9 protein-coding genes are annotated in these 12390 nt (G+C 61.2%); 4 read left to right on the top strand and 5 right to left on the bottom strand.

Annotation, left to right across the window (positions count from 1 at the left end):
* Positions 1–84: 84 nt before the first annotated feature.
* A complete protein-coding gene (locus tag GH983_RS17070) occupies positions 85–1626 on the bottom strand; it encodes an aldehyde dehydrogenase family protein (RefSeq protein ID WP_153763037.1) in 1542 nt (513 codons plus the stop codon).
* 38 nt (positions 1627–1664) lie between these two features.
* On the bottom strand, positions 1665–2948 hold the full coding sequence (locus GH983_RS17065) for an FAD-binding oxidoreductase (RefSeq protein WP_153763036.1): 1284 nt from the start codon (positions 2946–2948) through the stop codon (positions 1665–1667).
* 152 nt (positions 2949–3100) lie between these two features.
* Here GH983_RS17065 and GH983_RS17060 point away from each other — a divergent pair, with 152 nt between their 5' ends.
* On the top strand, positions 3101–4000 hold the full coding sequence (locus GH983_RS17060; RefSeq protein ID WP_171901587.1) for a LysR family transcriptional regulator: 900 nt from the start codon (positions 3101–3103) through the stop codon (positions 3998–4000).
* Positions 4001–4016: 16 nt separating this feature from the next.
* Here GH983_RS17060 and GH983_RS17055 read toward each other — a convergent pair whose 3' ends face one another.
* The 3 genes from GH983_RS17055 to purU form a co-directional block, all read right to left on the bottom strand.
* Entirely contained in the window at positions 4017–4418 is a 402-nt protein-coding gene (locus GH983_RS17055; protein WP_069043075.1) for a DUF3307 domain-containing protein, read from the bottom strand.
* A gap of 162 nt (positions 4419–4580) precedes the next feature.
* Positions 4581–7508 carry an aminotransferase gene (locus GH983_RS17050; protein WP_153763035.1) on the bottom strand — a complete coding sequence of 976 codons (2928 nt, stop codon included), beginning with the start codon at positions 7506–7508 and terminating at the stop codon, positions 4581–4583.
* Between the two features lie 116 nt (positions 7509–7624).
* Positions 7625–8509: a formyltetrahydrofolate deformylase gene (purU, locus tag GH983_RS17045; protein WP_054148612.1), complete on the bottom strand. Its 885-nt coding sequence runs from the start codon at positions 8507–8509 to the stop codon at positions 7625–7627.
* 435 nt (positions 8510–8944) lie between these two features.
* Here purU and GH983_RS17040 point away from each other — a divergent pair, with 435 nt between their 5' ends.
* From GH983_RS17040 to GH983_RS17030, 3 genes are all read left to right on the top strand, one after another.
* Complete coding sequence (locus GH983_RS17040; protein ID WP_153763034.1) at positions 8945–10003, top strand: glycoside hydrolase family 5 protein; 1059 nt, start codon at positions 8945–8947, stop codon at positions 10001–10003.
* A 96-nt stretch (positions 10004–10099) separates the two neighbouring features.
* Positions 10100–11089, top strand: a complete 990-nt coding sequence (locus GH983_RS17035; RefSeq protein WP_153763033.1) for a glycosyltransferase family 2 protein — start codon at positions 10100–10102, stop codon at positions 11087–11089.
* Entirely contained in the window at positions 11058–12386 is a 1329-nt protein-coding gene (locus GH983_RS17030) for an O-antigen ligase family protein (protein ID WP_371418364.1), read from the top strand. The genes GH983_RS17035 and GH983_RS17030 overlap by 32 nt, the downstream gene beginning before the upstream one ends.
* Positions 12387–12390 lie beyond the last annotated feature (4 nt).

Genomic DNA, 12390 nt, shown 5'->3' with positions numbered 1-12390 from the left:
GTTGATCAAAGGCCAGCGTCTGGCGCATGGACCTTTGTCGCAGGAAAGAAGGGCCGACGGTTGGCCGCCGACCCCTTCATAGCTTTACTCGATGTCGAACTTAACGCCCTGGGCGAGTGGCAGAGTGCGGCCGTAGTTCACCGTATTGGTCTGGCGACGCATATAGGCCTTCCAGCTGTCCGAACCGGATTCGCGGCCGCCGCCGGTTTCCTTCTCCCCACCGAAGGCGCCACCGATTTCCGCACCCGACGGGCCGATGTTGACGTTTGCGATGCCGCAATCCGAACCGCGATCGGAGACGAAGGCTTCGGCTTCGCGGATGTCGTTGGTGAAGATCGACGAGGAAAGGCCCTGCGGTACGTCGTTGTTGAGGGCGAGGGCGTCATCGAAGTCGGCATACTTGATGACGTAGAGGATGGGGGCGAAGGTTTCCTCGACGACCGGGCCGCACTGCTCCGGCATTTCAACGAGGGCCGGGCGAACGTAGAAGGCGTCAGCTGCTTCGTCAGAGCGAACGCGGTCACCGCCATGCACCTTGCCGCCATTGGCCTTGGCAGCTTCCAGGGCGTGCTGCATGCGCTCGTAGGAGCCCTTGTCGATCAGCGGTCCGATCAGATTGCCGGCTTCCAGTGGGTTGCCGATGGTGACGGAGCCATAGGCCTTGACCAGGCGCGGCACGAGCGTGTCGTAGACGCTTTCGTGGACGAAGAGGCGACGCAGTGTGGTGCAGCGCTGGCCGGCGGTGCCCATGGCGGAGAAAGCAACGCCGCGCAGCGTCAGATCAAGATCGGCGGTCGGGCCGACGATGGCAGCATTGTTGCCGCCGAGCTCGAGGATCGAGCGGCCGAAACGGGCAGCGACACGCGGGCCGACGGCGCGGCCCATGGCGGTCGAACCGGTTGCCGAGATCAGCGGGACCTTGGGGTTGTCGACGAGGATTTCGCCGATGTCACGACCGCCAATGAGGAGCGTCGACAGATTGGCCGGCGCCTTGCAGCCCTGTGCGTTGTAACGCTTCACGGCCTTTTCGAAGATCGCCTGGGTGGCGATGGCAGTCAGCGGGGTCTTTTCCGACGGCTTCCAGATCGTCGAGTTGCCGCAGACGAGGGCGAGTGCTGCATTCCAGGACCAGACGGCCACAGGGAAGTTGAAGGCCGAGATGATGCCGGTGACGCCGAGCGGGTGCCAGGTTTCCATCATGCGGTGTTCGGCGCGCTCGGTCGCGATGGTGAGACCGTAGAGCTGGCGCGACAGGCCGACGGCGAAATCGCAGATGTCGATCATTTCCTGGACTTCGCCGAGGCCTTCGGAGGTGATCTTGCCGACTTCGATGGAAACGAGGCGACCGAGTTCGGTCTTGGCGGCGCGCAGTTCCTCGCCGAGCAGACGGATCAGCTCACCACGCTGAGGTGCCGGCACGAGGCGCCATTCGAGGAAGGCCTTGTGGGCTGCATCAATGGCCTTGCGGGTGTCGTCGCCAGAGATTTCGGCAACGGCTGCGATGGTTTCGCCGTTGATCGGCGAGCGGACAGACATCGTGCCGCCGGTCAGAGCCTTGGCGTCGACGCCGAAGCTTGCCATCAGCGATGCCGTTTCGGCAGAAAAATTGAGAGTGGCGAGGGTCATGGTGGTCCTTCCGTCAGGTCTACCTGGTTCTTGTTCGTTCAAAATCGTGCGCCGGCCAGATGCGCCACCTGGGCGCCGGCCTCGTACCATGCTTCCTTCAGGGTGCGGAAGGCCGGTGCTTGTGGATCGGTGAGTGGCAGGGGCAGTTCTTCCTCTGACATCTGGCCGAGGATGTGGCTTGCGATGGTCTTGCCGAAGACCGTGCCCGGCGAGATGCCTCGACCGTTATAGCCGGAGAAGCCGATGACGCCGGGCGCAAACTTGTGGAAGCGCGGAAGCGCATTCGTGGTCATACCGATCTGACCATACCATTCGCTTTCGAATTCGATGTCCCCGATCTGCGGGAAGATCGCCTTCAGCGCGCGGCGAGTCCAGGACCGATGGATCGAGAGCCCGGTGCCGCGTAGGGCACCGACGCTGCCGAAGACCATGCGGCCGGCCTTGTCCATGCGGAAGGAGGAGAGAACTTCTTTCGTGTCCCAGCAACCCTGGCGCTCCGTCAGTATCGACTTACGCAAGTTGTCGCTGAGGGGTACAGTGGCGAAGTTGAAATAGGGCAGGTGGACCTGCTCCTCGCGCACGGCGGCAAAGGGGCCGTGGCTATAGGCATCGGTTGCGACGACGATCCATTGGGCATCGACAGTGCCTTCTGCCGTGGTGACCCTCCAGCGATCGGCTGTCTTGCCATAGGCTTCAACCGGGCTTGCCGTATGCAGAACCGCTCCGGCCTTTTGTGCCGCATGAGCAAGGCCCCGGGCGTAAGCGAGCGGCTGCAGCGTGCCCGCGCGGCGGTCGAGGAGGGAACCTTGGTAAGCACGGGTGCTGATCTTGGATTCCGTTTCTGCCTTGTCCAGCAGGTCGACGGGGGCGCCCCGGCGCTGCCATTGCTCGGCGCGCGCCTCGATTTCCTTCTGGCCGGCGCTGCCGACTGCGCAGTGTAGCGTGCCAGAGCGCTCGAGTTCGCATTCGATGCCGTGGCGATCGATCAGCTCCATCACGGTGCGCGGTCCGTTGCCGAGAAGGTCCAGCAGCCGCTCGCCATAGACTGGGCCGAGTTCGCTCGGAAGATCGTCTGGCATGACCCACATGCCGGCATTGATCAGGCCGACATTGCGGCCCGCGCCGCCGAAGCCGATTTCCTTCGCTTCAAGCAGGATCACGCTGGTGCCTGCTTCGGCGAGGTGCAGGGCTGCAGAAAGCCCGGTATAACCGCCGCCGACGATCACGACATCCGCAGTCGCGGCGCCGCGCAGGGGCGCGGTCTGGGGCGCGGCAGGGGCCGTCTTTTCCCAAAGTCCGTGGGAGCGAGGATCGTTCAGCATGGTGTGGCCCCGAGATCTGCAATGTGCCGGGGCTGGCCGCACGAGATCACTCCGTGTCCCATGTCATTCCGCCCCGTACAGTCTTGTGATTTCTAGAAGAGCGTTCTACGCCATTCCAGCGATAAATTCTCAAGAGATCATTCCAAAAAGGCATGACCATGCTGCCTGCCCGCCGCTTCCTTCCATCGCTGTCGCTGCTCACTGCATTCGAGGCCGCAGCCCGGACGGGGAGCATCACGGCGGCGGCACGGGAGCTCGATCTGACGCAGAGTGCGGTCAGCCGACAGATCAAGGCATTGGAGAACCAGCTTGGTGTCGAGCTGTTTTTACGCGAGCGCCAGACGATCCGGCTGACAGTCGCCGGTGACAGCTATGCCCGCGAGATACGGGAAGCGCTTCGCCGCATCTCCAGCGCGTCCCTGAACCTGCGTGCCAATCCGCATGGCGGCACGCTCAATCTTGCAATCCTGCCGACATTCGGTGCCCGTTGGCTCGCCCCGCGGCTGGGGCAATTTCTCGCCGGCAATCCCGGGATCACGATCAATCTGGTGACGCGACTGTCGCCATTCGACTTCCGACTGGATTCGATCGATGCGGCGATCCATTTCGGCGATGCCGTCTGGCCGGGCGCGGAACTGACGCTCTTGATGCGGGAGGAGACGATCCCCGCATGCAGCCCGGACTTCAAACAGGCGCATGCGATCGATGCGCCATCCGATCTTCTGCACGTGCCTTTGCTGCATCTCACGACCCGGCCGGATGCATGGGAACGTTGGTTCACGGAAACCGGTGTCGTGTTCGAGAACCTGCATGGAATGCTCTTCGACCAGTTCGCCACTGCATCGCAGGCGGCGATCGGCGGTCTCGGCGTGGCGCTGCTTCCGACCTTCCTCATCCAGGACGAGCTCGCACGGGGCGAGTTGGTGGCCGCAGTCGATCGCCCGATGCAGAGCGCGCAACGATATTATCTCGCCTTTCCGCGGGAGCGGGCGGCCTATCCGCCGCTCGTCGCTTTCCGGGAGTGGATCGTCAAGGAACTTGCGCAGCGCTAGCAGCTTCTGGTCACAGTCAACTCGCCGCAGCCGCAATCCAGACGGCGAAGGCGAGATGGGTGAGATGGTGCAGGGTCTGGTCGGTGCCGAAAAGCCACCAATAGGCCGCCTGGTCCACCTTGAAGTGGTAACGCTGCTGGACCAGCGCCTTGCTTCTATCGATCAGTGCGTGAACGACAAGATCGACAACCGCAAGCCAGGCGAGTTGCGGTGCCATCGTGAGGCAGATCAACAGCGTTCCCAAGGCATGGACGGCAACATGCGCGAACAAGGGAGCTATCCACCCTTTAAGCCGCTCCTTGCCTGTTGCCATCCAACCGGTCTGAAGCAGAAAATCGGCTAGGAGATGCTTGATGACGAACAGAGCGACGGCCCAGATCAAAAGATCACTGGCGATTTGCTCCGGGATGGTGGGCATGAATATTCCTTCGGCTGTATGTTCTGTCCGAAGATAGACCACTCTCCAAAACGCTGTGAAGCTGCCATTTAGTGTACCCAGATTTGGGCTTTGCGTTTCCTTTACGCAGCTATCGTGTTTCGGAGCACGGAATTAGGAGGATAGTAGTGATTGCGTCCGTCATCACCATCCGTCGGAAAGCACCTTTTCCAGCATGTCCGCGAAGAAATCGGCGCTCTCTTTGCCAAGGCAGAGCGGCGGCTTTATTTTCAAAACGTTAAGATGATCGCCCGTTGGTTGCATGATGACGCCGAGTTCTAGCAGGCGGTCGCATAGGGCTGCAGTCTCTTCCGTTGCAGGTTCCAGCGTCTCGCGATCACGCACGAATTCCAGCCCGAGATAGAGGCCCATTCCGTGGACGGCGCCGACGATCGGGAAACGCTGACCCAAAGCTTCAAGCCGTGCTTTCAGATGGTCACCGGTGTCTCGGGCATTTTGCTGCAGTTTTTCGTCCCGCATGATGTCGAGAACGGTCATCCCGACGACACAGCTCACGGGGCTGCCGCCGGAGGATGAGAAGAAATAGCCCTCTTTTTCGAGGCTGTCGGCGATCTCGCGCCTGGTGATCACGGCGCCGAGCGGCTGGCCGTTGCCCATGCCCTTGGCGACAGTGATGATGTCCGGGACGACGCCCTGCTGTTCGAAGCCCCAGAAATGATGACCGAGGCGGCCGTATCCGACCTGAACTTCATCGGCGACGCAGAGACCTCCACGCTCGCGAACGAGTGCATAGACGTCCCGGAGATAACCCGGCGGGAGCGGAATGCCACCGGCATTGCCATACACGCTCTCTGCGATGAAGCCGCCCAGTTGACCGCCCGCATTTTCGATCTCGGCGATCTTCTCGATCACGGCCTGAACATAGCCATCTGTCGAACCGTCACCGCGGTATTTGCCGCGGTAGGTGTTGGGGGAGAGCACCGGGTGCACCCAGTCCGGGCGCGTTTCCAGGGCGCGCGGATTGTCGGCGAGCGATGTCGAGACCGCGTCGCTTGCGACTGTCCAGCCGTGATAGGCCTCCAGGAGGCTCAGGATGTGACGGTGGCCTCTATGGGCCCAGGCGAGCCGCAGCGCAAGGTCCACGGCTTCGGAGCCCGAATTCACGAGGAAGACCGTGTCTAGCCCCTCTGGCGCGAGTGAGGCGAGGCGATCCGAGAATTCGGCGACGGCGGCGTAGTGAAAGCGCGAGTTCGTGTTGAGCATGGCCCATTGTCTGCCGACCGCCTCGGCCAAACGTGGATTGCCGTGGCCGAGGATCGTGACATTGTTGACCATGTCGAGATAGGCGCGGCCGTTCACGTCGAAGAGATGCTCTCGCCAGCCCCGTTCGATCTGTGGTGGGTCGGCATAGTAGTTCTTCTGCGGCTTGGCGAAGCTGTTCTTGCGGCGTTCCAGAAGCGCATGGCTCTCCGGTGCCGGTGCATCAACGCCGACGCCGAGCAGCGTCGAAGGCGAGGGACATATGCGGCGCCAGACTGCGCTTTGCTGCGGCTTGGCAAAGAGTGGCGGGACGAGATCCGGATCGCGGCAAAGCTGGATGCGCAAGCCGCCGACGCCACCGGCTGCGCCGGCCACCGCACCGATTGCGTCACCCGCCTTTACGGTCGTGCCCTCTTCGAGGCTGCAGTCGATGCCATCCAGATGAAGCGACAGCTCAGGCGATGACAGGATCAGGTGGTGGCCGTCGAGTATAATGGTTCCGTCGAAGGGAGCGAAGGCTTCGGTCGCTCCTGGCAGGCAGACATCGATATGCAGTGCGAAGGTTGCCGGCGGCGTCTGGGACAGAGGCTTGGTGTAGGACAGGCGGAATTCGCCATAGCGGGTCGAGGCAACGCCTGTCTCCATGGCCGCTCGGGCCAGAAGCTTCCAGTCGATCTCCTGGTCGCTCCAGGTGTCGCGCGGCAGGTCCTGGCTCGTCACCGACAGGTCTGTCAGGCGGAAGTCTGCGGGTGCGAGCGAGGGAAGAAGTGGATGCGACTTCGTCAGCTCCGGTTCGTCCGGAAGCATGCCGGCGGCGTCCAGGATGGCCGCTTCCATCAGCGGGTAGGGCACCGAGGTCGCCACCTCGAAAATGGTCCGCTCGTGCTCGATATTGCCAAGCACATAGTCGTTGTCAGGGTCGATCGACAGCTGCTGCTCGCTGCTGGCGACCAGCACCCCGGCGCGGGCGACGATCAGCGGCCAGAGCGCCTTCAACTCCGCCTCGTTGAGTGGATAGCGTGCGTGGAAGGCCTTGACGGCCGGCAGGATGAAGCAAGGGTCTCCATCGGCGTGGTGCAGGAGTGCGGCGCAGGTCACCGCGAGGTCGGCCACCAGCCATCCATAGAGAACATCACCGAAGTCGATGACGCCATCGGGCATCAGACGGCCGGTTGCGTTCGGTGTGGCCACCACGTTGTCGTCGGTGATGTCGTGATGAATGCATTGAATGCGCAGTTCTGAAGCCAGTGGCTGCAGGCGCTTCACCGCCATGATCATCGCCTTGGCAATCCGGTCCCGCTGTTTCTGGTCCGCGACTGATTTCAGGAGATGCAAGGCAACCGGGCCTGCGCGGCGGAGATCCCATTGCAGTTCCCGTTCCAGCCCGCTGTGACGGAAGTCCTTGAGCCCGCCTGCAATCCGGGCGACCACGTCACCGAACGAGGCGACAACCTCAGGAGCAAGATATTTCTGGCGCGTCAGGGGCTCGCCATCCAGATAGGACAAGAGCCTGACCCAGTAGTAGTGCCCGCCAACTTCGATCTGGGGGATGTATTCCCCTGTCAGGGCCGGGATCGGTTCGGGTATGCGCAGACCGAGATCAAGATTGCGCAGGTGCTCCATGGCCCTGTTCTGGGCATCCAGTTCCGGCTGGGGATATTCCGCCCGTGTGACCTTGAGAACGAGCCGCTCTTCGCCGGTGTCGATCAGGAAATTGCGGTCCTGCTGGCTGCCGAGTTCCCGGATCGTCCCGCTGAAGCCGTAGAATTCGTTAAAAATGACCCTGGCATCTGCCAACGTGACGTTCGGGCGCGGCAGTTCGGTGCGCTGGAGCAGAGCCGAGTCGGCCATACGTTTCCTCCCACGGGAATCATGTCGGGAGATTAGCAGAGCCTTGTGTCGCGTCTATCCCGCAGAGCCATGGCAGCAAAAGACGAAGGGCGTCGTTTCCGACGCCCTTTTCATGCTCAGCCCATGCGCTCGGAGGCATAGGAGCCCGGGCTCGCCGGGAAGACGACCGTCCGGTTGCCGTTGATAAAGGTCCGGTGGTGGATATGGGCGTGGATGGCACGCGCCAGGACCTGGCTTTCGACGTCGCGGCCGATCGAGACGTAATCGTCTGCCGACTGGGCATGGGTGATACGGGCGACGTCCTGCTCGATGATCGGACCTTCGTCGAGATCGGCGGTGACGTAATGGGCCGTGGCACCGATCAGCTTCACACCGCGTTCGAAGGCCTGCTTGTAGGGGTTTGCGCCCTTGAAGCTCGGCAGGAAGGAATGGTGGATATTGATGATCTTGCCCGACATCTTCTTGCACATGTCGTCGGAGAGGACCTGCATGTAGCGGGCGAGCACAATCAGTTCGGTACCGGTTTGCTCGACGAGATCCATGATCCGGGCTTCGGCTTCCGGCTTGTTCTCCTTGGTCACCTTGATGTGGTGGAAGGGAATGTCGTGGTTCACGACGACCTTCTGGTAGTCGAAGTGGTTGGAGACGACGCCAACGATCTCGATCGGCAGCGCGCCGATCTTCCAGCGATAGAGAAGGTCGTTCAGGCAGTGGCCGAAGCGCGAGACCATCAGGAGGACCTTCATGCGCTTGGCGGCGTCATGCAGGTTCCAGTTCATGCCGAATTTTTCGGCGACGGGCAAAAAACCCTTTTCGAGCTTGGCTTCATTGGCGCCTTCTTCCGAGATGAAGGAGACGCGCATGAAGAACTGGCCGGTGTGGAGGTCGTCGAACTGAGAGCTGTCGACGATGTTGCAGCCCTGCTCGGCGAGATAACCCGAAATCGCCGCGACAATGCCGCGGGTCGACTGGCAGGATACGGTCAATACATAGCTCGTCATCGGTTCTCTTATCTCCTCGGCATGGCGCAGGCGCCGTGTCTCTATCGCATGTCCGACACGATCGGAAGCGTGCCGTGTTGCTGATCCTCATCGTCTTTCAAAGGAAGTCGGCACGCGCGCCTGCGGTTTCCGCTCCTTTGCGATGGCCAGAGATTAGGGCAGGAAATGCAAAACCCCGTTCCCATTGCGTCTTTCCAGGGCGCATCTTCGCCGTTCGTCTCTTGATGGGGGTGGAATATTCCGGCCTGTAAGCGCCGTTCGCGGTGACTTGCGCATGAAGGATCGGGAATGCCTTCCCGGTGCCGCTCCTCAAAGTGTGATTTGAGGCGCGGTGTAGACCACACGCATGAATACTGCTGGCAGAACCAGAATGACATTACGCCGGTGACCGGCTAGAACGTCCGCGATATTCAGGCCAAGACAGGATTGAAAACGATGAAACGGAATTTGATGCTCGGCCTGATTTCCGCTGCTGTCGCCATGGCAATGCCCATCAATTCGTTTGCTGCCACAAGCAGTGCTTGCTTTCGTGGAATAAACCTCGCGGGGGCGGAATTCGGCAATCTGCAGGGCGTGTTCGGCGAAGGCTATATCTACCCTTCGTTGGAGACGATCACATATTTCGCGGGCAAGGGTTTCAATACCGTGCGGCTCCCGTTCCTTTGGGAGCGCCTGCAGCCGAAGCTGAACAGCGACTTCGACCCTGCGGAGCTAAGCCGTCTCAAGGAAACCGTCGCGACGATCGGATCCTTCAATCAGACCGTGATCCTCGATCCGCATAACTATGCGCGCTATTTCGAAAAGCTGATCGGAACCGAGGAGGTTCCGGTCTCGGCCTTCGTCGATTTCTGGGAGCGGCTGGCCAAGGAGTTCGAGGGAGACCGCCATGTGGTCTTCGGCCTGATGAACGAGCCCTTCGACATCTCGTCGACGGATTGGCGCGATGTCGCCAACGAAGCGATCGCGGGCATTCGCGACGTTGGCGCAGACAATCTCATTCTGGTTCCGGGTACATCCTGGACGGGTGCGCATAGCTGGTTCGGCGACTGGTATGGCGGGGCGAATGCCGAGGTGCTTTTGAGCATCAAGGACCCGGCGAATAACTATGCCTTCGAGATTCACCAGTATTTCGACGACGACTTTTCAGGCACCTTGAACAATTGCAGCCGTGCCGCTGATGCCGTCGATGCGATCCGCGAGGTCGGAGAATGGTTGAAGGAAACCGGTCAGCGCGGCTTCCTCGGCGAGTTCGGTGTTCCGGGAACGCCGGAATGCACGGCGGTGTTGACGGAGGTGGTGAAGCTGCTCGATGAGGACAAGGCATCGTGGATCGGCTGGACCTATTGGGCGGCTGGTGACTGGTGGCCCGAAACCGAAGAGCTCAACATCCAGCCGACCAAGAACGGCGATCGACCCCAGCTCCGTGGTCTCGCACCCGTGCTCAACGATTTCGTTGGTGCAGCGGAAGGTTGCCCGGGCCTTGAACGTCCCTGAGACCGCCAGCCGTGTGAAACGGCGCAGAGGTTAAGCTGGTATCAACAGTTTTGGTATTTGCTCGGCGAAGTTCCGCACATTCGAAAGAGCTCCCGATTGGCCTTACCGGATCACATCGAGCTGGTCACGCAGACGCCTGATCTGGCGCATGACGCCGTCACGGTTGTCGTGACGGTACCGACCTTTCGTCGACCAGTGCACCTTCTCAAGACGCTTGAAAGTCTGGCGGCCCAAAGGACAAACCGTCGCTATGCCGTCGTGCTGGTCGACAATGACAGTGATCACCGCGAGGGTGTGGTGGCGGCCCGGCCCCTGTTCGAAACGGGGCAGATCAACGGCATCCTGATTGTCGAGACGCTCAGGGGAAATTGTAATGCCTATAATGCCGCCTGGCTGACGGCGCTTCAGCACTTCCCCAACATGAGCCATCTGCTTGTTATCGATGATGACGAGATTGCCGATCCGGACTGGATCGAGGCCATGAGCCGCACCAAGGAAATGTTTGGTGCCGATCTGGTCGGTGGCCCGCAAGTGCCGGTCTTCCCGACGACTGAAACCGGCGATGTGCCCCGGCATCCGGTATTCACGCCGCCTTATCAGACGACTGGGCTTGTCCCGCTCCTCTATTCCTCCGGCAATCTCCTGGTCTCCCGCGTTCTGCTTGAGGCAAATACCTATCCGTTTCTCGACCAGAGGTTCAACTTCACCGGTGGCGGGGATGCGAACTTCATTGATCAGTCTGTGCGCAAAGGTTTCAAAACTGCCTGGTGTCATGAGGCGCCGGTCCTGGAGACCGTGCCTGCAAACCGTCTTGAACGATCGTGGCTGCGCGCGCGCGGCATTCGCGATGGTGTCATCTCCAGCCTGGTCGAAAAAGGACGGCGCGCCAGCGAGCCCTTGGGGGCTGTCCGGGTCTTCCTGAAGAGTGTCGCCCTGCTGACCCTCTCGCCGCTGAAGGCGATCATGGCCGCCCGCCGCCTCGGATCGCTGCAGAACAGCCTCTATTACGTCCATGTCGGCCTTGGTCGGACGCTCGCACATTTCGGATATGCCGATGAACAGTATCGACATACGGACGGGCGCTGACCGCGACGTCGCGGGGCGGAGGCCTGCCTATCCCGCGCAGATGCTGCGCCGGGCGGCCGTCGTCGTGAGCATCCTGCTGTTTACGATCATGCTGATCTCGTTCCAGCCTTTCTCGCCGGTTCATGAAGGCGTGGAAGAAGGCGGCAATCTGGTTAATCAGCTGGGTTTTGGCATGCTTGGCCTCATTGCGCTCGGCTCGCTGCTGACGCTGGCCGATCTGCGCAGGCTGCCGTCCCTGATCGGTCCGGCCTGGTTGCTGATGATCGGTTTTCTTGTGCTGTCCGGATTCACCGCTCCAGATCCGAGTGCGACCTTGCGCGGCATCATTCTCACCCTGATCGTGATGATGACCATCGTGACCGTGCTGGCGCTGCCGCAGGATGGAGATGGCTATGCCCGCATGTTGAGCGTGGTCGCAGGCATCCTGATCTTCATCTGCTATGCCGGGCTCCCCTTGGTCCCGTCTCTGGCAACCCATGGCTTCGACGCGCTGGAGCCTCAGAATTCCTATCTCTGGCGCGGGGTCTTCACGCACAAAAATATCGCCGGGCCGGTCATGGCGGCATTCGTCTTTGCGGCCATCTATCTCTGGCGACGCGGCGACCGCTGGTCCGGCGTGGTGATCGCGGTGTCGGCCCTGATCTTTGTCAGCCAGACGGGCTCCAAGACCACGCTTGGACTGGTGCCCGTTGCCGCTCTCCTTGTCCTCCTACCGAGTGCGATCGGGCTTCGCGTGCTGACACCGATCGCGGTCTTCTGCTGCCAGCTTGCCTTTGCTCTCCTGACCTTCGGTTCCGTGCTGATCGAACCGATCCACCAGTTTATTCTCTGGCTCGGGATCGACCCGACATTTACCGGACGTGTCTCCATCTGGAAGTTCGGGCTCGATGCACTGGCCGATCGCCCGCTCACGGGCTTCGGCTATGAGAGTTTCTGGAGTACAGATCTGGTCCGCTATGCCGCCAATCCCTATTATCTCGACTGGGATGTGCGCGGCATCGTGCATGCCCATAACGGCTATCTCGATATCGCGATCTCCATGGGGATACCGGCGCTCATCGCCGCGCTGGCGGTCCTGATCGTGCTTCCGTTGATCGACTACATGCGCTGCAGGCCGGTCCGGGAGAACAGGTTGCTCGCGGACTTCTTCATGATGATCGTCTTCTTCACGACGCTGAATGCGATGATGGAGAGCTTCTTCTTCCGTCGCATGGACCCGGTCTGGATGCTCTGCTTCTTCGGGGTGATCGGCCTCAGGCTCGTGGCGAGAGTGTCCATCCCACGAAGGCTTGCCTGAGCTG

Origin of the sequence: Agrobacterium sp. MA01, assembly GCF_009650195.1 — a bacterium.
Lineage (GTDB): Bacteria > Pseudomonadota > Alphaproteobacteria > Rhizobiales > Rhizobiaceae > Allorhizobium.
This window is presented reverse-complemented; position numbering and strand designations above follow the sequence as displayed.

Coding starts and splice junctions, on each gene's coding strand:
- GH983_RS17030 (WP_371418364.1), top strand. CDS start 11,058: ATGAACAGTATCGACATACGGACGGGCGCTGACCGCGACGTCGCGGGG.
- GH983_RS17055 (WP_069043075.1), bottom strand. CDS start 4,418: ATGCCCACCATCCCGGAGCAAATCGCCAGTGATCTTTTGATCTGGGCC.
- GH983_RS17050 (WP_153763035.1), bottom strand. CDS start 7,508: ATGGCCGACTCGGCTCTGCTCCAGCGCACCGAACTGCCGCGCCCGAAC.
- GH983_RS17060 (WP_171901587.1), top strand. CDS start 3,101: ATGACCATGCTGCCTGCCCGCCGCTTCCTTCCATCGCTGTCGCTGCTC.
- purU (WP_054148612.1), bottom strand. CDS start 8,509: ATGACGAGCTATGTATTGACCGTATCCTGCCAGTCGACCCGCGGCATT.
- GH983_RS17070 (WP_153763037.1), bottom strand. CDS start 1,626: ATGACCCTCGCCACTCTCAATTTTTCTGCCGAAACGGCATCGCTGATG.
- GH983_RS17065 (WP_153763036.1), bottom strand. CDS start 2,948: ATGCTGAACGATCCTCGCTCCCACGGACTTTGGGAAAAGACGGCCCCT.
- GH983_RS17040 (WP_153763034.1), top strand. CDS start 8,945: ATGAAACGGAATTTGATGCTCGGCCTGATTTCCGCTGCTGTCGCCATG.